13 protein-coding genes and 1 pseudogene are annotated in these 19,868 nt (G+C 72.9%); 11 read left to right on the plus strand and 3 right to left on the minus strand.

Annotation, left to right across the window (positions count from 1 at the left end):
• Positions 1-94 precede the first annotated feature (94 nt).
• Complete coding sequence (locus tag ACGFT2_RS16735; RefSeq protein WP_393278509.1) at positions 95-1,720, plus strand: MFS transporter; 1,626 nt, start codon at positions 95-97, stop codon at positions 1,718-1,720.
• Positions 1,721-2,008: 288 nt separating this feature from the next.
• Positions 2,009-3,199 carry an acyl-CoA dehydrogenase family protein gene (locus tag ACGFT2_RS16740; protein ID WP_393278511.1) on the plus strand — a complete coding sequence of 397 codons (1,191 nt, stop codon included), beginning with the start codon at positions 2,009-2,011 and terminating at the stop codon, positions 3,197-3,199.
• A 36-nt stretch (positions 3,200-3,235) separates the two neighbouring features.
• Here ACGFT2_RS16740 and ACGFT2_RS16745 read toward each other — a convergent pair whose 3' ends face one another.
• On the minus strand, positions 3,236-3,679 hold the full coding sequence (locus ACGFT2_RS16745) for a cell division protein SepF (protein WP_393278513.1): 444 nt from the start codon (positions 3,677-3,679) through the stop codon (positions 3,236-3,238).
• 324 nt (positions 3,680-4,003) lie between these two features.
• Here ACGFT2_RS16745 and ACGFT2_RS16750 point away from each other — a divergent pair, with 324 nt between their 5' ends.
• The 9 genes and pseudogenes from ACGFT2_RS16750 (at position 4,004) to ACGFT2_RS16790 (ending at position 18,010) form a co-directional block, all read left to right on the plus strand.
• Positions 4,004-5,215, plus strand: coding sequence for a DUF5685 family protein (locus tag ACGFT2_RS16750; RefSeq protein WP_393278515.1), 1,212 nt, complete (start codon positions 4,004-4,006; stop codon positions 5,213-5,215).
• Between the two features lie 671 nt (positions 5,216-5,886).
• The gene (locus ACGFT2_RS16755; RefSeq protein WP_393278517.1) at positions 5,887-7,686 is read left to right on the plus strand and encodes an FAD/NAD(P)-binding protein; all 1,800 of its coding nucleotides are present in this window, start codon (positions 5,887-5,889) and stop codon (positions 7,684-7,686) included.
• A complete protein-coding gene (locus ACGFT2_RS16760) occupies positions 7,683-8,624 on the plus strand; it encodes an LLM class flavin-dependent oxidoreductase (RefSeq protein WP_393278519.1) in 942 nt (313 codons plus the stop codon). Before ACGFT2_RS16755 ends, ACGFT2_RS16760 begins: the two co-directional genes overlap by 4 nt.
• 70 nt (positions 8,625-8,694) lie before the next feature.
• Positions 8,695-9,248 (plus strand): annotated as a pseudogene (locus ACGFT2_RS16765) (DUF1684 domain-containing protein); the annotation flags it as partial.
• A gap of 259 nt (positions 9,249-9,507) precedes the next feature.
• Entirely contained in the window at positions 9,508-10,407 is a 900-nt protein-coding gene (locus ACGFT2_RS16770; protein WP_393278521.1) for a S1 family peptidase, read from the plus strand.
• 338 nt (positions 10,408-10,745) lie between these two features.
• Positions 10,746-11,828, plus strand: coding sequence for a S1 family peptidase (locus ACGFT2_RS16775; protein WP_393278523.1), 1,083 nt, complete (start codon positions 10,746-10,748; stop codon positions 11,826-11,828).
• A gap of 262 nt (positions 11,829-12,090) precedes the next feature.
• Complete coding sequence (locus ACGFT2_RS16780) at positions 12,091-15,687, plus strand: DNA polymerase III subunit alpha (protein WP_393278525.1); 3,597 nt, start codon at positions 12,091-12,093, stop codon at positions 15,685-15,687.
• Positions 15,684-16,658 carry a hypothetical protein gene (locus ACGFT2_RS16785; protein WP_393278527.1) on the plus strand — a complete coding sequence of 325 codons (975 nt, stop codon included), beginning with the start codon at positions 15,684-15,686 and terminating at the stop codon, positions 16,656-16,658. The genes ACGFT2_RS16780 and ACGFT2_RS16785 overlap by 4 nt, the downstream gene beginning before the upstream one ends.
• Positions 16,659-17,107: 449 nt before the next feature.
• Complete coding sequence (locus tag ACGFT2_RS16790) at positions 17,108-18,010, plus strand: esterase/lipase family protein (RefSeq protein ID WP_393278529.1); 903 nt, start codon at positions 17,108-17,110, stop codon at positions 18,008-18,010.
• Positions 18,011-18,096: 86 nt separating this feature from the next.
• Here the strand turns inward: ACGFT2_RS16790 and ACGFT2_RS16795 are convergent, their stop codons facing one another.
• Together ACGFT2_RS16795 and ACGFT2_RS16800 are read right to left on the minus strand one after the other, a co-directional pair.
• Positions 18,097-19,155, minus strand: a complete 1,059-nt coding sequence (locus tag ACGFT2_RS16795; RefSeq protein ID WP_393278531.1) for a lytic polysaccharide monooxygenase — start codon at positions 19,153-19,155, stop codon at positions 18,097-18,099.
• A gap of 326 nt (positions 19,156-19,481) precedes the next feature.
• Complete coding sequence (locus ACGFT2_RS16800) at positions 19,482-19,616, minus strand: hypothetical protein (RefSeq protein WP_393278533.1); 135 nt, start codon at positions 19,614-19,616, stop codon at positions 19,482-19,484.
• Positions 19,617-19,868 lie beyond the last annotated feature (252 nt).

A 19,868-nucleotide genomic window follows, 5' to 3' on the forward strand; every position in this document is an offset into this window, starting at 1 on the left:
CGGGCCGGAGACACCGCTCCTCTCCGGCCGTACGACAGGGAGCCCCCACCCCGTCGCTCCGCCCCACGCGAGGGACCATCTGGGAGGTACGTACATGTCCGGGACGACCGCGGCCGCCGTACGGCCGTGCCGTCGGGCGGCCGGGGCCGGTGCCAACCGCTGGGTCGTCCTCGTCGTCCTCTGCACGAGCCTGCTGCTCGTCGCGCTCGACGCGACCGTGCTGCACGTGGCGGTCCCCGCCGTCACCGAGGACCTCAGGCCCGGTGCCACGGAACTGCTCTGGATCGTCGACGTCTACCCGCTGGTCTGCGCCTCGCTGCTGATCCTCTTCGGCACCCTCGGCGACCGGATCGGCCGCAGACGCGTCCTGCTCCTCGGTTACGCCCTCTTCGGTGTCGCCTCCGCCGTGGCCGCGTTCGCGCCCAGCGCCCAGACACTGATCCTCGCCCGCGCGCTGCTCGGCGTCGGCGGTGCCATGATCATGCCCGCGACGCTGTCGATCCTGCGCCAGGTCTTCCCCGGCCGGCGCGAGCGGGCGCTGGCCATCGGCATCTGGAGCGCGGTCGCCGCCGTGGGCGCGGCGGTCGGCCCGCTGCTCGGCGGATTCCTGCTGGAGCACTTCTGGTGGGGCTCGGTCTTCCTGGTCAACATCCCGCTGATGCTGGTCAGCCTGCCGGTGGGCCGGATCCTGCTGCCCGAGTCCCGCGGCGGCCGATGCGGGCCGTGGGACGTCACCGGTGCGCTGATGGCGGCCGCCGGCCTCTTCGGCGTCGTGCTCGGGGTGAAGCAGCTGGGCGCCGGCGACCCGGCGACGAGCCCGTCCGCCCTGCCGCCGCTGCTGCTCGGCGCGGCCCTCCTCTTCTTCTTCGTACGACGCCAGCGCCGGCTCCCGCACCCGCTGGTGGACCTGCGCATGTTCCGCCGGCCCGCGTTCAGCACCTCCGTCGGCTGCATCGTGCTGGCGATGCTCGCGCTGGTCGGCCTGGAACTGATCGCCGCCCAGTACCTGCAACTGGTGCTCGGCCTCTCCCCCCTGCAGACCGGTCTCAGGCTGCTGCCCCTGACCGTCGCCGCGATGGCCGCGGGGCTGGCGGGCGCGCGCATGCTGCGCCGCTTCGGACCGCGCCGCATGGTGTGCGTCGGCTTCTGCCTGACGGCGGCCGCGGTGCTGACCCTGACGGCGATGGGCGCCACCGACAACCCCGCCCTGCTGCTGGCCGGCTTCGTGCTGCTGGGGTTCGGTCTGGAGACCACGCTCTTCGGCGCGTACGAGTCGATGCTCAGCGAGGCCCCGGCGGACCAGGCGGGCGGCGCGGCGGCGATCGGCGAGACGTCGTACCAGCTCGGCGCCGGCATCGGCATCGCGCTGCTCGGCAGCGTGATGAACGCGGCCTACGCGCCGGGACTGAGGACGGTGCCGGGTGTTCCACGGCACGCGTCGGATGCGGCGGGACACTCGCTCGGCGAGGCCTACGAGGTCGCCGGGCGGCTGGGCGGAGCCGCCGGTACCGCCCTGCGCCGGGCGGCGCGGGACTCCTTCGTGCACGGGCTGCACGTGACGCTGCTGGTCAGTGCGGGGCTGTTGCTGCTGGGCGCGGCGATGGCGCTGCGGCTGCCGCGGATCATGCAGTGCGGCGAGGAGGCCGCCGGGGCCGGCGTGGAGCTGCCGGCGCCGCGGGAGTCGGAGGCGGCGGCCGGAAAGCCGCGGGTCACGGCCTGACCTCCGCCGGATGTGCGGGTCACCGGCCGGAAGCGCGGGTCACGGCGTTGCGGGTCACCGGCCGAAGGCGCGGGTCACGGCACTGCGGTCACCGGCCGAAGGCGCGGGTCACGGCACTGCGGTCACCGGCCGGAGGCGCGGGGCACGGCATCGCGGGTCACCGGCCGGAAGCGCGGGTCACGGCCCGGCCTCCTCTGGACGTGCGGGACACTGCACCGTAACGTCGGCCCGGAGAGCCGTAACTAGCGCTGCTAGTTTTGCCGAGTTCCGTGTCCCGGAGGGTGTTCCATGTCCGCGTCCGCGAAGCTGCCCCCGTTCGATGCCACCGACCCGCTCGGGATCGACGACCTGCTGGACCCGGACGACCTGGCCGTCCGGGACACCGTCCGCAGCTGGGCGGCCGACCGCGTGCTGCCGTACGTGGCCGACTGGTACGAGAAGGGCGAGGTACCGCGGATCCGCGAACTCGCCCGGGAGCTCGGTGACATCGGCGCCCTCGGCATGTCGCTCACCGGATACGGCTGCGCGGGGGCGACGGCCGTGCAGTACGGACTGGCCTGCCTGGAACTGGAGGCGGCCGACTCGGGCCTCCGGTCCCTGGTCTCCGTGCAGGGCTCGCTCGCGATGTACGCGATCCACCGGTTCGGCAGCGAGGAGCAGAAGCAGCAGTGGCTGCCGGCCATGGCCGCGGGCGAGGTGATCGGCTGCTTCGGCCTGACCGAGCCCGATCACGGCTCCGACCCCGCCTCCATGCGCACCCACGCCAAGCGCGACGGCGACGACTGGATCCTCAACGGCCGCAAGATGTGGATCACCAACGGGTCGGTCGCCGGGGTGGCCGTCGTCTGGGCGCAGACCGAGGAGGGCATCCGCGGCTTCGCCGTCCCCACCGACAGCCCAGGCTTCTCGGCGCCGGAGATCAAGCACAAGTGGTCCCTGCGCGCCTCCGTCACCAGCGAACTCGTCATGGACGACGTACGGCTGCCGGCGACGGCCGTCCTGCCGGAGGTCACCGGCCTGCGCGGACCGCTCAGCTGTCTCTCCCACGCCCGCTACGGCATCGTCTGGGGCGCGATGGGCGCCGCGCGCAGCAGCCTCGAGGCCGCGGTGGAGTACGCGAAGACCCGGGAGCAGTTCGGACGGCCCATCGGGGGCTTCCAGCTCACCCAGGCCAAGCTCGCCGACATGGCGGTCGAACTGCACAAGGGGATCCTGCTCGCCCATCATCTGGGGCGGCGGATGGACGCCGGCCGCCTGCGTCCCGAGCAGGTCAGCTTCGGCAAGCTCAACAACGTCCGTGAGGCCATCGAGATCTGCCGCACGGCACGCACGATCCTCGGTGCCAACGGGATCTCCCTCGAATACCCCGTGATGCGGCACGCGACCAACCTGGAATCGGTGCTCACCTACGAGGGCACCGTCGAGATGCACCAGCTCGTGCTGGGCAAGGCGCTCACCGGGCTCGACGCCTTCCGGTGAGCCCCCGGGCAGGCAGGGCCGGTGAGCGGCCCTGCCTCAGCTCTGGTTGAAGAAGCCGTCCTCGCGGCGGCCGGCCGGCTCACCGCTGATGATCTCCGTGTTCGAGGGCGTCAGCAGGAACACCCGGTTCGCGACCCGCTCGATGGTGCCGCGCAGGCCGAAGGTCAGTCCGGCCGCGAAGTCCACGACGCGCTTGGCGTCGGCGGGCTCCATCGCCGTCAGGTTCATGATGACCGGGACCCCGTCCCGGAACAGCTCGCCGATGGCGCGGGCGTCCCGGAAGCTGTCCGGGGTGACCGTGCCGATCCGCCGGCCCTTCTCCTCGGCCGAGTCCGTGGCCACCTTCACCCGGGGGTCCGTGACCCAGGCGTCCCCGGGCCCGGGCTCGGTGCCCTCGGAGTACTCGTCGTCGTAGTAACGCTCGTCATCGTTGTCGTCGACGAGGCCGAGCCACGCACTCGCCTTGCGTACCGATCCCATGGACGCCTCCTCTCACAGCGGTCTTTCTCGATTTGCGCATCCCTATGGTCATCCATGATGCGGACGGCGCGCCAAGTGGATAGACGCCGCGCGGGGGGTTTGTGACGGTACTGGTGCACGGGCGATCCGTCGAGAGTCCTTGTGCCCCAAGGGTCGTGACTCATACGGCTGCTGACTGTGAGTGAAATATGATTGTCGGCGGCGGATGGGTGATGCACCGTGCGTACGGGTGAACGGACGGCTGAACGGAAGCGGTGATACGAGCCGACAGTCGGCCGATACGATGCCGCAGCTCAACGTCGTATCGCGACATGGGGGATCACTGTGTTCGGAATCGTCAGGCCCTGCTCCCATCGGCTCGGGGGAAACCTCAAGGCCCAGTGGATGGCGCACCTGTGCGGGCTGTGTCTCGCGCTGCGCAAGGATCACGGGCAGTTCGCGCGCATCGTGACGAACTACGACGGCTTGCTCATATCGGTTCTGACGGAGGCTCAGGCCGGTGTGGTGAGCGGGGGCAGGCGCACGGCGGGCCCGTGCGCGCTGCGCGGCATGCGTACCGCGTCCGTGGCCCAGGGTGAGGGCGCGCGGCTCGCCGCCGCGGTCTCACTGGTCCTCGCCTCCGCCAAGGTGCGCGACCATGTCGCCGACCGGGACGGGCTGCTGGCGCGCCGCCCGGTGGCGGCCGCGGCGCGCCGGGTGGCGGCGGGCTGGGGCCGCGCCGGGGCGCGTGGCGGATCGGCGGTCGGCTTCGACACGGACGTCCTGGTGGACGCCGTCGACCGCCAGCTGGGTCTGGAGACCCTGGCCGGGCCCGGCACCCCGGTCCTGGCGGTCACCGAGCCGACCGAGACGGCGACGGCCGCCGCCTTCGCGTACACCGCGGTGCTGGCCGGCCGGCCGGGTAACGCGGAGCCGCTGGCGGAGGTGGGCAGGCTGTTCGGGCGGTTGGCACATCTGCTGGACGCCGTGGAGGACCGGGAGGCTGACGCGGCGTCAGGCGCCTGGAACCCGCTCACCGCCACCGGCACCTCCCTCACCGAGGCCCGCCGGCTCGCCGACGACGCCCTGCACGGCATCCGGCTGGCGCTGCGGGAGGCGGAGTTCGCCGACGGGAAGCTGGCGCACCTGCTGCTGGTACACGAGCTGCGGCGTTCCGTGGACCGGGCGTTCGGCGCACTGCCGGCCTGTGCGACGCGGCCGCCGGGGGCCGCGCACCAGCTGGGATCGGGGCACGAGTCGGGGGCGGCGCACCGGTCGGGGGCGGCGCCGGGGCCGACGCCGGGGCACCCCCTGTTCTCTCCCTCCATCCCCGCTCCGAAGCCCAAGCCGCCCCGGAGCTTCCTGCCCGGCTGCGGCATGTTCCTCCTGTTGTGCTGCAGCTGCCAGATGTGCTGCGCCGGGGAGTACGAGGGCCCGTGGTCCCGCAAGAAGCGCGAGGGCTGCTGCCGCGACTGCGACTGCGACTGCCCGTGCCAGGGGTGCGACGGGTGCGGGTGCGACGGTTGCGACTGCTGCTGCCCCTGTGACGGCTGTTGAGCGAAGGGCGCCGGGAGGCCGGGAAGGCACCACCGGAATCCGGCCAGGCGTATCCGGTGGTGGTCTCCTGGTGGCAGAAGGGTGAAAAGCGCGAGGGGAGGGGGTGCGTGTGAAGGCGCAGGGGGAAACCGGAGTGCGCAGAGCGCGTGAGGCGCCCGCCTTCTGGGCGGGCAGGCATGCAGGGGGTCGGCTCAACAGGAACAGGACCACACGCGACCGAAGTCGATGTGGGAGCGGGTGACCAGCCACTGCTGCGGATGCATGGGGCAAGTGGAACAGGCATCCGGTTGCGCGTCAACTGACGTGAGACGTACGGCTCATACTCTGGACAACCTTGACAGCGGAGGGAAACCTCCGCGTACTCTCGCCGCACGGCCCTGCTGAGGGGCTCGGCCGTATCCGCGCCGTTCGGCGCGCTCGTGTGAAGGCATCACCCCGTTCTGACGACTCGATGCGTCCGGGAGCCTTCGCATGTCATCCGACACCGTCGCCACAGCCCCTTGCCGTCCCCGCGTCCGGTCCGACGCCCGGTCCTGCGTCCGGTCCGACGCCCAGACCTGCGTCCGGTCCTGCGTTCCGCCTCGCGTGCGATCCCGCGTCGGACCCCGCTTCCCGTCCTGTGTGCGGTCCCGCGGGGAGAAGTACCGTGCGCACAGCACGGAGCACGTCCGATGAGGCCGCAGCTGGTGATCGTGGGAGCCGGGCCGCGGGGGACCGGCGTCCTGGAGCGCCTCGCCGCCAACGCACCCGAGCTGTACACCGGCCCGGGCCTCGACATCCACCTCGTCGACCCCCATCCACCGGGCGGCGGACGCGTCTGGCGCGAGGAGCAGTCCCCGCTGCTGTGGATGAACTCGCACGCCCAGGACGTCACCATGTTCACCGACGAGACCGTGACCATGGACGGCCCGGTGCGCGAGGGCCCCACCCTGCACGAGTGGGCCGCGATGGACGGCCGCACCTTCGCCGACCGCCGGCTCCAGGGCCGCTATCTGCGCTGGGTGTACGAGCGGGCCCGCGCCGGCCTGCCCCCCGGCGCCGAAGTCCACCACCATCCGCGGCGCGCCCTGCGGGTCACCGGCTCGCGCGACGGCCGCCAGCAGGTGTGGCTGGAGGGCGGCACGCGCCCCCTCCTCGCCGACCTGGTCGTCCTCGCCCTCGGCCATCTGGACGCCGAACCGGACGACGAACAGGCCGGGCTGGCCGCGTACGCCGCCGAACACGGCCTCATCCACCTGCCGCCCGACTTCACCGCGGACAGCGACCTGTCCGCGCTGCGGGCCGGTGGACCCGTCCTGGTACGGGGCTTCGGGCTGGCCTTCGTCGATCTGATGGTGCTGCTCACCGAGGGGCGCGGCGGACGGTACGAGGGCGGCGCCTACCTCCCCTCGGGCCGCGAACCGGTGCTGTACGTCGGCTCGCGGCGCGGGGTGCCCCACCACTCGAAGATCGGTTACGACTGGACCGGCGACCGGCCCCCGCTGCCCCGCTTCCTCGGCCCCGCCGAGGTCCGGGAACTGCTGGCCAGACCCGGGGGCTTCGACTTTCGGCGCGATGTGTGGCCCCTGGTGGAGAAGGAGCTGGGCTTCGCCCACTACCACCGGCTGTTCACCGCGCATCCGGACCGTACGGCGATGGCCTGGACCGACTTCGAGGAGAGGTACGCGACCGCCGGCGACCCCGCCGAGGCGCGGGCGCTGATCGCCGCCGCCGTACCGGATCCGGCGGACCGCCTCGACCTCGCCGCCCTGGACCACCCGCTCGCCGGAGTGCGGTACCCCTCCCACGAGGCGTTCCAGGACGGACTGCGGGGTTATGTCGAAGCCGACCTGAGTCGCCGTCACGACCCGTCGTACAGTGCCGACCTGGGGGTCTTCCTCGGGCTGCTCTCCGTCTACGGGCAGCTCGTGCGGCTCGGGGACACAGGCCCCTGGTGGCACGGCTTCTTCAGCCGTCTGGCGTCCGGGCCGCCCGGCCCCCGGCTGCGGCAGATGCTCGCGCTGTCCCGGGCCGGTCTGCTCCGGTTCGTCGGTGCCGACATGGCCGTCACCGCCGAGGACGGGGTGTTCCGGGCCACCAGCCCCACGGTGCCGGACTTCCGGGTCGAGGCTCGGGCGCTGGTCGAGGCACGGCTGCCCGCGCCCACCGTCGGCCGCGCCCGCGACGGCCTGCTGCGCGAGCTGCACGACGACGGCGCCGGCGAGAACCCCGCGGGGCTGCTCCGGGTCGACCCCGGTGACGGCCGCATCCTGGACGGTGCCGGACGCCCGCACCCGCGGCGCTTCGCCCTCGGCCCCTACACCGACGCCGGTACCCCCGGCGCCTTCACCCGGCCGCGCACCGGCGGAGCCGCGTTCCGGCAGAACGACGCCACCGCCCGGGCGGCGCTGGACTTCCTGCGGGACCCGGCCGGCCGCGCGACCGCGGCCGGGCCCGTCCATCAAGCCGCGAAGGGCGAGGTGGTGGCGTGAGTGCGCGGTGCCGCGGGCTGTTGCACCTCGCCGCCGCCGTCGATCAGCCGGACTGCCTCGACAGCGGCTCCTACGTCGAGCTGGCCCGGCTCGCCGAACGCGGCGGGCTGGACTTCGTGACGCTGGACGACTCCCCGGCCCGGCCCGGCTTCGACGCGCTCGCGACGCTGTCCCGGGTGGCCTCAGCGACCCGGCGGATCGGGCTGGTCCCCACGGTGGCCCACCGCACGGGGCCCTTCCGGGCGCAGACGGCCGTGGCCGCCCTCGACCAGGTCAGCCGGGGGCGGGCCGGCTGGCGCATCGACGTGTTCCCCGCCGAACAGGACGCTCCGCCGTTTGGCCGCCGTCGGGTGGCTCCCGTGCCCCGGCCGCCGCAGGGACACCTCGTCCGCGTGGCCGACGCCACCGAGGACGAGGACGGGGCCGCCGTCGCCGCCCGGTACGCGGACGTGGCCCTGGTCCGCGCCGTGACTCCGGCGCAGGCCGCCGTCGTACGCGACCGGCTGCGCGCGCAGGCGGACCGGTTCGGGCGGAAGCCGGACTCCCTGCGGGTGCTGGCGAGTCTGCTGGTGGACCTCGGTGACGGTGAGTACGCGGCCGAGCCCGGCCACGGCGGAGGGGGCCCGCGGCAGACCGCGCGGGGCCCGTTGTACCGGGGCGGTCCGGTCGACCTCGCGGAGCTGATCGCCACCTGGCACGCCGAGGGTGCCGCCGACGGGTTCCACCTCGTCCCCGTCGAACCGCGCCGCGATCTGGAGCGGCTGGTCAACGGCACGGTGGCGGTGCTCCAGCATCGCGGCCTGTTCCGCACCTTCTATCCGGGCAGCACCCTGCGCGAGCATCTCGGTCTGACCCGGCCCGCCGGCCGCCCCGCCCCGGCCCGGGGGCCCGGCAGGGAGCGGCCGATCGCATCTGAGGCGCGTCCGGGGCACGTCTGAGTCGCCGCGAATCGCATATGAACCGCCTGTGCATCGAAGAGAGAGACCGCATGGAGAAGGAGTCGACGGCATGGTGACGGAGGCCTCGGACGCGTGGGAGCACTGGCACGTCAAGCGCGAGCAGACGGTCTCGGCGGCCTACGGTCCGCTCGCACTGACCGCCACGCACTGGGTCGAGGACTATCCGGAGGGGCGACTTCCGGACATTCCCGGGATCCGGGTGGCGGATGACGAGGGGATTGTGCTCACCGCCGCCGAGGCCGACGGCCTGACCGTGGACGACCGGCCCCTCGCCGGCGGGGTCCACCTTGCCGCCGACCGTGGGCCGGAGTCCGCGTCGCGCTCGGTGGGAAGCGGCTGTTCGTCCTGGTCCGCGAGGGCGTCCGGGGTGTACGGGTGTACGACCCGGAGTCCCCTGCCCGCCGTGCCTTCCGGGGTGTCGAGGCCACCCCCCACGCGCCCCGCTGGTCGGTGGCGGGGCACTTCACGCCGTACGACGGCCCGCGCACCGTGCGCGTCGGCAACGCGGACGGCCGGGAACGCGGGCTCGCGCTCGCCGGCGAACTCGCCTTCACCCTGGCCGGACAGGAGCTGACGCCGCAGGTCGCACAGCAGGGCGACGGGTTGCGCCGACCGGGCGTGCGACGTTGCGCCGAGCCGGCGTCAGAAGGGCGCCGGGGCGGGAGGCGTGCGCCACGAGGCGGCAGGTAGTTCAAATTCCGACGGCCGAAAGGCACCCTTGTGCCGACCGGCCGTTCGGCCGAATACTCCCCCTCAGCGCTTGTCAGGAGCATGCGTGTTTGGAAAACAGCCGCACCCCTGGCTGCGCCTCACGGGCCCCGACCCCACGCGGGCCCCCGACTTCCCTTGGAGGGAACGAAACGTGAGGATCAAGCGCACCACTCCCCGCAGCGGCACCGCCAGACGGACCCGGCTGGTGGCCGTGGCCACCGGCTTCCTGGCCGCGGCGGCGTTCGCCGCCCCCACCGCGAACGCCAGCGACACCCACTCGTTCAGCGCCACCCAGCTCACCAAGGCGAGCGACTCCGTCCTCAAGGCCGACATCCCCGGCACGGCCTGGGCGGTGGACAGCAAGACCAACCGTGTGCTCGTCACCGTGGACAGCACGGTGTCCAAGGCCGAGATCGCCAAGATCAAGCAGCAGGCCGGCGGCACCGCGGGTGCACTCACCATCAAGCACACCTCCGGCAAGTTCAGCAAGCTGATCACCGGTGGCGACGCCATCTACGGCGGCTCCTACCGCTGCTCGCTCGGCTTCAACGTGCACAGTGGCAGCACCTATTACTTCCTGACCGCCGGACACTGCGGCGAGGTCGCCTCCACCTGGTACAGCAACTCCGCCCACACGACCGTCCTGGGCACGAACGTCGGCTACAGCTTCCCGGGCAACGACTTCGCACTGGTCCGCTACACCAACTCCTCGATCGCGCACCCGAGCGCGGTCGGCAGCCAGACCATCAGCCGCGCGGCAACGCCCACCGTGGGCACGACCGTGTACCGGCGCGGTTCCACCACCGGCACGCACAGCGGCCGGGTCACCGGGCTGAACGCCACCGTCAACTACGGCAGCGGCGACATCGTCAGCGGCCTGATCCAGACCACGGTCTGCGCCGAGGGCGGCGACAGCGGCGGTCCGCTCTACTCCGGGTCGACCGCCTACGGTCTGACCTCCGGCGGCAGCGGCGACTGCACCTCCGGCGGTACGACCTTCTTCCAGCCGGTCACCGAGGCGTTGAGCTACTACGGGGTCACGCTTCCCTGACGGGCTGACTCCCGGCCCCACCGAGCCCCCGCACGCCATGCCGCGTGCGGGGGCTCTCGGCTGGGCGGAACGGCCGGACGCAGGGGCGATTTTCGGCCACCGGCGGCGGTCACGGTCCGCCTAGCGGTTACTCGCTCGTAGTGTTTGCTGCGCGAATTCCCTGACGTGGGGGCGCGCGCCCCTGCGGAACGAGGCGCGCAAGTCCTCGGTACGCGCGTCCTGAAGTCGACCTTGTGTGCTCCCCGCGCGGTTCGGAAGAGTGGGCGCCCGTCACCCAGCCTTCCGGCCCGTCAGGTCCCCACAACCTCACCGGCCGGCCCCCCACAGGAGGACGTGAGTTGAAGCACCGACGCATAACCGGCCGGCGGACCGCCCTGGCCGGCGCGGGTATCGCCGCACTGGTCGCCGCGGGTGTCACCTTGCAGAATGCGAACGCCGACGAGCCCCCGAAGCCCGCTCCGGAGCTACGCGTTCTGTCCGCTCCGGCGGCCGGAAAGCTCGCCTCGAACCTGAACGGCGACCTGGGTACCGCCGGGGCGGGCAGCTACTACGACGCCCGCGCGAAGAGCCTCGTCGTCAACGTGCTCGACCGGGCCGCCGCCAGGATCGTCGAGGCGGCCGGGGCCAAGGCCAGAATCGTCACCAACTCCCTGGCCGAACTCGGCGCAGCGCGTTCGACGCTGAAGAAGGACGCGACCATCCCCGGCACCTCCTGGGCGATCGACCCGGTCGGCAACAAGGTCGTCGTCACCGCCGACCGGACGGTGTCCGAAACGCAGCTGGACAAGCTGGGCAAGGTGATCGAGGGACTCGGCGGCAAGGCCGAACTGAAGCGGTCCAAGGGAGAGTTCAAGCCCTTCATCGCCGGTGGTGACGCGATCACCGGTTCGGGCGGGCGCTGCTCGCTCGGCTTCAACGTGGTCAAGGGCGGCCGGCCGTACTTCCTGACCGCCGGTCACTGCACCGAGTCCATCTCCACCTGGACGGACTCCAGCGGCAAGCAGATCGGGCAGAACGCGGAGTCCCACTTCCCGGGCACCGACTTCGGCCTGGTCGAGTACACGGCCCAGGTCGACCACCCGAGCGAGGTCGACCTCTACAACGGCTCCACCCAGAAGATCACCGGCGCCGCCGAGGCCACCGTCGGGATGAAGGTCACCCGCAGCGGCTCGACCACCCAGGTGCACTCCGGCACGGTCACCGGCCTGAACGCCACCGTCAACTACTCCGAGGGCTCGGTCGGCGGCCTGATCCAGACCGACGTGTGCGCCGAGCCCGGTGACAGCGGCGGCTCGCTGTTCTCGGGGAGCGACGCGATCGGGCTGACCTCCGGCGGCAGCGGTGACTGCACCTCCGGCGGAGAGACCTTCTTCCAGCCGGTCACCGCGGCCCTGTCGGCCACGGGTGCGCAGATCGGCTGAGCCGGCAGCGAACCCCACGATCTCCCGCCCCGGGCGCCCGGGGCGGGAGATCGTGCTTTCGGGGCCGCCCCGGGGACGGGGCGGAGGGCTTCCCGGCCGGTTGTGTCATGTCCTCGCAGGCCGGGTCGGCGCGGTGTTTGCGCAGGTGAGAGGCGGCTGGACGGCTGTCGCACAGATGTTCGAGAATGGGGGTATGGTGGAGTACGGAAGTTGGAACTGATGTTCGAGAGTCGTTCGGGACTCACGAGTGCGGGAGGTGCGTGTGCCGGGCTTCACGCATCTGCACACCGCCTCCGGGTTCTCCCTGCGGCACGGGGCGTCCCACCCGGAGCGGCTGGCCGAGCGCGCCTCGGAGCGGGGCATGGACGCCCTCGCCCTCACCGACCGCGACACCCTCGCCGGCACGGTCCGCTTCACCAAGGCCTGCGCCAAGGTGGGCGTGCGCCCGCTGTTCGGGGTGGACCTGGCGGTGGAGCCGGCCCGGGCCGTACGCGGTGAGCGGCGCCGGACCCCCGTGCGCGGCGGCGCCTTCCTCGACGAGTCGGCCCCCCGGGTGACCTTCCTCGCCCGGGACGGCGCACGGGGATGGGCCGGCCTGTGCCGGATCGTCACGGCCGCGCACGCGGGCGGGGGCGGCGCTCCGCTGCTGCCCTGGTCCGGGCATCAGGGCGACGGCCTGGTCGTACTGCTCGGACCCGGCTCCGACGTCGGGCGAGCGCTCGCCGCGGGGCGTCCCGACCGGGCCGCGACACTGCTGGTCCCGTGGCGCGAGGTCTACGGCGACGCCCTGCGCCTCGAGGCCGTCTGGCACGGCCGTACCGGCACGGGGGCCGGTTCCCTGCGGCTCGCCGCCCGTACCGTCGGCTTCGCCGCCGAGCAGCGGGTGCGGCCCGTGCTGAGCAACGCCGTCCGGTACGCCGACCCCGGTCAGGGGCCGGTCGCCGACGTGCTCGACGCCGCGCGGCGCCTGGTCCCGATCGACCCGCGCGGGGAACTGGACTCCGGTGAGGCCTGGCTGAAGGACGCGGGCGCCATGCTCCAGGCCGCCGAGCGGGTGGTGGAGGCGGCCGGGTACCGGCGTGACACCGCGCACCGGCTGCTGGAGCAGACCCGGGCCACCGCCGCCGAGTGCCGGGTCGACCCCGAGGGCGACCTCGGCATCGGCACCGTCCACTTCCCCGAGCCGCACCTCGTCGGCGCCGGCCGCCGCACCGCCCAGCGGGCGCTGGCCTCGCGGGCGGCCGCGGGCATGGTGCGGCTCGGTTACGGCGGCCGGCGTGCGTACTGGGAGCGGATGCACCGGGAGCTGGACATCATCGCCCACCACGGCTTCGCCTCCTACTTCCTGACGGTTGCTCAGGTCGTCGACGATGTGCGGGAGATGGGGATCCGGGTGGCCGCGCGCGGCTCCGGCGCCGGGTCGCTCGTCAACCATCTCCTCGGGATCGCGCACGCCGATCCGGTCGCGCACGGGCTGCTGATGGAACGCTTCCTGTCCAAGGAGCGCGTGGTGCTGCCCGACATCGACATCGACGTGGAGTCCGCGCGCCGGCTCGAGGTGTACCGGGCGATCATCGACCGGTTCGGCGGCGAGCGGGTCGCCACCGTCTCGATGCCGGAGACCTATCGGGTCCGGCACGCGATCCGGGACGTGGGCGCCGCCCTGTCCATGGACCCGGCCGAGATCGACCGGGTCGCCAAGTCCTTTCCGCACATCCGGGCGCGGGACGCGCGCGCGGCACTGGAGGAACTGCCCGAGCTGAAGCGGCTGGCGGGGGAGAAGGAGCGGTACGGCAGGCTCTGGGAGCTGGTCGAGGCGCTCGACGCCCTGCCGCGTGGGATCGCCATGCATCCGTGCGGGGTGCTGCTCTCCGACGCCTCCCTGCTCGCCCGTACGCCGGTGGTGCCGACCAGCGGCGAGGGGCTGCCGATGGCGCAGTTCGACAAGGAGGACGTGGAGGACCTCGGGCTGCTCAAACTGGACGTGCTGGGCGTGCGGATGCAGTCGGCGATGGCGCACGCGGTCGCCGAGGTGGAGCGGGTGTCGGGCGAGCGGGTCGACCTGGACACGCTGGCGCCGGGCGATCCGGCGACGTACGGGCTCATCCGCTCCACCGAGACGCTCGGCTGCTTCCAGATCGAGTCGCCGGGCCAGCGGGACCTGGTGGGGCGCCTGCAGCCGGCCACCTTCCACGACCTGGTCGTCGACATCTCCCTCTTCCGGCCCGGCCCGGTCGCCGCCGACATGGTGCGGCCGTTCATCGAAGCCCGGCACGGGCGCGCGCCGGTGCGCTACCCGCACCCGGACCTGGAGGAGCCGCTGAAGGGGACGTACGGGGTCGTCGTCTTCCACGAGCAGGTCATCGACATCGTCGCCGTCATGACCGGCTGCGGCCGGGGCGAGGCCGACCGGATCCGGCGCGGGCTGTCCGATCCGGAGTCGCAGGCCCGGATCAAGGTGTGGTTCGCCCAGCACGCGGCGGCCAGGGGATACGACGCGGAGACGATCCGGCGGACCTGGGAGATCGTCGAGGCCTTCGGGTCGTACGGCTTCTGCAAGGCGCACGCGGTCGCCTTCGCGGTGCCGACGTACCAGTCGGCGTGGCTGAAGGCCCATCACCCCGCCGCCTTCTACGCGGGGCTGCTCACGCACGATCCCGGCATGTACCCGAAGCGGCTGCTGCTGGCGGACGCACGGCGACGCGGGGTGCCGATCCTGCCGCTGGACGTCAATGTCTCCGGAGTCGCACACAGGATCGAACTGGTGTCTGAATCACCGACGGTGTGGGGGCTGCGGCTGGCCCTCCGCGACGTGCACGGCATCAGCGAGGCCGAGGCACGGAGGATCGAGGACGGGCAGCCGTACTCCTCCCTGCTGGACTTCTGGGAGCGGGCCCGGCCGAGCCGCCCGCTCGCCGGGCGGCTCGCACAGGTGGGCGCGCTGGACGCCTTCGGCGCCAACCGGCGTGATCTGCAACTGCATCTGACCGAACTGCACCGGGGCGCCCGGGGCGGCGGCGGAGGCCAGCTCCCGCTGGCCGGGGGCCGCAAGACGGCACCGGCCGGGCTGCCGGACCTGTCGTCGGCGGAACGGCTCAGCGCCGAGCTGGGCGTGCTGTCCATGGACGCCTCGCGCAATCTGATGGACGACCACCGGGAGTTCCTCGAGGAGCTGGGCGTGGTCTCGGCACGCCGGCTGCGCGAGGCCCGGCACGGCGAGACCGTGCTGGTCGCGGGCGCCAAGGCGGCCACCCAGACTCCGCCGATCCGGTCCGGCAAGCGGGTCATCTTCTCCACGCTGGACGACGGCACGGGCCTGGTCGACCTCGCCTTCTTCGACGATTCCCACGACGTCTGCGCGCACACCGTCTTCCACTCCTGGCTGCTGCTGGTGCGGGGAGTGGTGCAGCGGCGCGGCCCGCGCAGCCTGAGCGTGGTGGGCTCCGCCGCCTGGAACCTCGCCGAACTGGTGGACGTGCGCGACGAGGAGGGGCTCGACGGGGTGGCGGCAAGGCTGGCCGAACCGTCCGGCACGGCGGGGGACGGCCCGAGGGACGGGGATGCGTCCACCGTGGAGGGCGGACCGGCTGCGGGGGAGGGGCCGACCGCGGAGGGCGGACCGACTGCGGGGGACGGATCGGCGGCGGGGGACGGCGGTGGTCCGTCCCGGGCCCGGCTCGCCGGTTCCGACGGGCTGCCCCCGCCGGCCGGCTCCGCGGCCCGCGACCCGATGGCGGGCCGGACGATCCGAATGCCCACGGGGTACGAGATGCACCCCTGGGCTGATCTGCGCCCCGCGGGCGAGGGGCCCGCGGTGGGAAGGAAGTTGTGGCACCAGAGTCCGGGGAGTGCGGGATGACCATCCTCTGCGTACGTTTCCAGCTGCCGCCGATGTACGAGACGGCCCTGCCGGGGCTGCTCGGGCTGCTGGAGGAGTTCACGCCGGTCGTCGAGGCGCTGCCACCCGACGGGGCGCTGGCCGATCTCCGGGGCGCCGAACGGTACTTCGGGCGCAGCGCCGTGGAGCTGGCCTCGGTGATCCGGGTCCGGGCCCTGGCCCGGTACGGCGTCGACTGTGCGATCGGCGCCGGTCCGGGCCCGATGCTGGCCCGTGTGGCGCTGCGGGCCGCCCGGCCCGGGGTGACCTGCGCGGTGCCCGAGGACCCGGACGGCATCGCGGAGTTCCTCGCCGGACGGCCGGTGTCGGCGCTGCCCGGCGTCGGCACGGCGACCACCCGCACCCTGTGCGAGTACGGGCTGGACACCCTCGGCCTGGTCGCCGCAGCGCCGTTGGCCACACTCCAGCGGCTGATCGGCGCGAGGGCGGGCCGCGAACTGCGCGAGAAGGCGGGCGGCGTCGACCGGAGCCGGGTCGTCCCGAACGCCGTCTCGCGTTCCCTGGTCACCGAACGCCCCTTCGACGTGGACGAGCTGGATTCCGACCGGCACCGCAGGGCGCTGCTGTCGGCCGCCGAGGAGATCGGCGTCCGGCTGCGTGCGGTGGAGAAGGTCTGCCGCACCCTGACCCTCACCGTGCGCTACGCCGACCGCTCCTCGACCACCCGCAGCCGCACCTTGAAGGAACCGACCGCGCACTCGGCGGCCCTGGCCAGGACGGCCTACGTCATGTACGAGGCGCTCGGTCTGCAGCGCGCCCGGGTTCGGGCGCTCGTCCTGCGCGCCGAGGGCCTCACCTCGGCCGACCAGGCCTCCTACCAGCTCACCTTCGACCCCGTGGACGAGAAGGTCCGCCGCATCGAGGAGGTCGCGGACCGCGCGCGGGCGAAGTTCGGGCCGCGGGCGGTGATCCCGGGAAGACTGGCGGCGTAGGCGGCGACGGCCGCCCGGCCTCGCCGGGAAGCGGGCGTGCCGAGGGATCGGCCGGCCCACGGCGGGGTGATGCGGGTGCCGTCGGCGAGCCGGGCCTGTGCGCGGGCGGCGGAGGCGGCGGCCGCCTACGCGGTGGGGGGGATGGGCCGAGCTGCTGGGCGCGGCCTAAGTGCGGCTGGTGCGGGACCGGTTGGTGCTGGTCGAGGCCTAAGTACGGCTGTTGCGGGCCCCGTTGGTGCGGATCGCTTCCCATGGTCCGATCGCGCCCGCCTGGTGACGACCAGTCAGCGGTTCGGTGATGCGCCGGTTACCACTGGAAGTTTTTACTGACGCGTAACTTCACACTTGCACTACTCGCTCGTAACTTGACGAGTGAACAGCATCCTCGTGATCCGGATCACAGGGTAAGGCCGTCGTACCTCCCCTCTGAGCCGCAAGGAGATCACTCGATGCTGCCCTGGAAACGAGTGCTCAGACCCCTCACCGCGCTGCTCCTGACCGCCGCCGTCGCCGTCGTACCCGCCGCCACCGCCCACGCCGCCGCCACCGCCCACGCCGCCGGCACCGCCCACGCCGCCGGCACCGCTGCCCCGAGCAGTGGCTGGAACGACTTCTCGTGCAAGCCCTCCGCCGCCCATCCCCGCCCGGTCGTCCTGGTCCACGGCACCCTGGGCAACTCCATCGACAACTGGCTCTCCCTCGCGCCCTATCTGACGGTCCGTGGCTACTGCGTCTTCTCCCCGGACTACGGCCAGTTGCCCGGCGTGCCGCTCTTCCACGGCCTCGGCCCCATCGACAGGTCGGCCGAGCAGTTGTCCGCCTACGTCGACCGGGTGCTCGCCGCCACCGGGGCGGCCAAGGCAGACCTCGTCGGACACTCACAGGGCGGCATGATGCCCCGCTACTACCTGAAGTTCCTCGGCGGAGCCGCCAAGGTGAACGCCCTCGTCGGCATCGCCCCCGACAACCACGGTACCGACCTCAGCGGCCTCGCCAACCTGCTGCCGTACTTCCCCGGCGCCGAGGACCTGCTCAAGGCCACCACCCCCGGCCTCGCCGACCAGGTCAGGGGATCGGCGTTCCTCACCAAGCTCAACGCGGGCGGCGACACCGTACCCGGAGTGCACTACACGGTCATCGCCACCCAGCACGACGAGGTCGTCACCCCGTGGCGCACCCAGTACCTGAGCGGCTCGGACGTCCGCAACGTCCTGCTGCAGGACCTGTGCCCGCTCGACCTCTCCGAACACGTGGCGATCGGCCTGATCGACCGGATCGCCTTCCACGAGGTGGCCAACGCGCTCGACCCGGCCCGCGCCAGCGCCACGACCTGCGCGTCGGTCTTCAGCTGACGCGTCCGACGCGTCCGACGCACCCGAGGCGCCGATGCGCCGCCGGGGCCCGTCCGGCCTGAGCCGCCGGACGGGCCCCGGACACCTCACCGGCGGTGGCCGTCGGCCGTCGCGCGCCGGCGCACGGACACGAACAGCACGGCCGAACCGAGCGCCAGCGTCGCAGCGCCGCCGATCGCGAGGTACGAGGTGCCGGTGGACGCGCCGGTCTCGGCGAGGTTCTCCGGGGACCCGGCGGCCTTCGGCCGGCCGGCCGCGGCGGCGGGCTCCGCCGAGGTGCTCGCATCGTCGTCGCCATGGCCGTGGTGCTCGATCGTCGACTTGCCGGCTCCGGCCGCGATCTGCTCGTCGGACGGCGCGGAGGCGGTCGGGGCCGGGTTGGCTCCGGCACCTTCTGCGCCGCCGGCGTCCGCCCTGCCGCCGGCGTCCCCCGTGCTGCCGGCGGTCCCCTTGTCACCGCCACCGTTCTCGCTGCCGCTGCCGCTGCCGCTGCCGCTGCCGCTGCCACCGAAGTCGACGTCCGAGCAGGAGTAGAACGCCTCCGGGCTGTCCGAGCGCTGCCAGACGGCGTAGAGCAACTGCCGCCCGGACCGCTGGGGGAGCGAGCCGGAGAAGGTGTAGAAGCCGCCCGAGGGGACGGGGTCGGTGACCGTCGCCACCGGATGCTCCAGGTCCAGCGCGGACCAGGCCAGCGGCCTGGCGGGGTCGTAACCGGGCTTGGTGAGATAGACCTTGAAGGTGCCCTTGTGCGGAGCGGTCACCCGGTACTTGAAGGTGTACGAGCCACCGCGCACGCTCGTGGCCGGCCAGTCGGCGCGGGCCAGGTCGAGGCCCTTGAACTCCTCGTCGGCCGCGCTGCACAGCTTGCCGTCCGGGATCACCTGCCGGTGTCGTCCGCCGGCGTCGCCGACCCGGATGCCGTTCCAGTCGTACAGTGCCTGCGCCCCGCCGGCCGCCACGGCCGCCTTGCACGCGGCCGAGCCGGGGCTCTCCGGCCCCTCCGCGTAGCACTGCGAGACCCGGCTGACCGGGTCGCCCATCGAGCCGTGGGCGGACGCGGGGGCGGTGGCGAGCGCGGTGAGGGCGAGCGGCGTCAGGCCGACCATGGCGACGGCGGCGGCCTTGCGGCGGGCGCGAGCGGGCATGCGGAACTCCTCCGAACGGTCCGTGGGGACTGGATCCCGTGGGGTGATCAGAAGCTAGCCCCGGAAAACCGTGGAATCGCCCGCTGGAGGCGGGTGGAGGAGATCCTTATGGTGCCGTTAAGGGGAGGCTCAGACTGCGCTCAGGATGGCGCCGTCGGGCGCTCGGGCTCCGCCCGGGACGACGCCGTCGAGGGGTGCTCACACTGGTGGCGAGGGTGCTCGAGCCGCACTCGGGAGGGTGCCGTCGAGCGGTGCTCAGGCGGCGCTCGGGACGGTGCCGTCGCGGCCTGGTCGAACTGCGCTCGCCTCTGGCGGAGCCGGCGGCGTCAGCCGTCCGGCCACCAGGTGCGTGCGATGTCCTTGCGCACCTCCGGACGCTCCGACGGGCGCTCCTGCGCCTCGTCGCGGATGCGGCGGCTGTCCGTCTTCTTCAGGGGCTTCTGCACGGTCACGCGGCGCATGACTGCCTCCTTCAGTGCCTACCGGGCTCCGCGTGGTCACGGAGGCAGACGCTTTCGGTGAGAGTTGCTCATCGGCGCCGGTCTGTCAGTGGCGGCTGTCACGTCCGCGTTGTCAGTGGCGTCTGTCACTCTCTGGTCATGACGAGAGAGAAAGGGCGCACGGTTGCGAATGCCCCGATCGTGGACGGGGATGCACAGGAGGCCGTTGTTCGGCGACGGGTGGCGACCATGTGTGTCCGGACCGGGCCCGTG

This window comes from Streptomyces sp. NPDC048514 (genome assembly GCF_043199955.1).
Classification (GTDB): domain Bacteria; phylum Actinomycetota; class Actinomycetes; order Streptomycetales; family Streptomycetaceae; genus Streptomyces.

Excerpts from the sequence above, each read along its gene's own strand:
- ACGFT2_RS16740 (WP_393278511.1), top strand. The coding sequence starts at position 2,009 with ATGTCCGCGTCCGCGAAGCTGCCCCCGTTCGATGCCACCGACCCGCTC.
- ACGFT2_RS16795 (WP_393278531.1), bottom strand. The coding sequence starts at position 19,155 with ATGCCCGCTCGCGCCCGCCGCAAGGCCGCCGCCGTCGCCATGGTCGGC.
- ACGFT2_RS16745 (WP_393278513.1), bottom strand. The coding sequence starts at position 3,679 with ATGGGATCGGTACGCAAGGCGAGTGCGTGGCTCGGCCTCGTCGACGAC.
- ACGFT2_RS16800 (WP_393278533.1), bottom strand. The coding sequence starts at position 19,616 with ATGCGCCGCGTGACCGTGCAGAAGCCCCTGAAGAAGACGGACAGCCGC.
- ACGFT2_RS16735 (WP_393278509.1), top strand. The coding sequence starts at position 95 with ATGTCCGGGACGACCGCGGCCGCCGTACGGCCGTGCCGTCGGGCGGCC.
- ACGFT2_RS16785 (WP_393278527.1), top strand. The coding sequence starts at position 15,684 with ATGACCATCCTCTGCGTACGTTTCCAGCTGCCGCCGATGTACGAGACG.
- ACGFT2_RS16790 (WP_393278529.1), top strand. The coding sequence starts at position 17,108 with ATGCTGCCCTGGAAACGAGTGCTCAGACCCCTCACCGCGCTGCTCCTG.
- ACGFT2_RS16755 (WP_393278517.1), top strand. The coding sequence starts at position 5,887 with ATGAGGCCGCAGCTGGTGATCGTGGGAGCCGGGCCGCGGGGGACCGGC.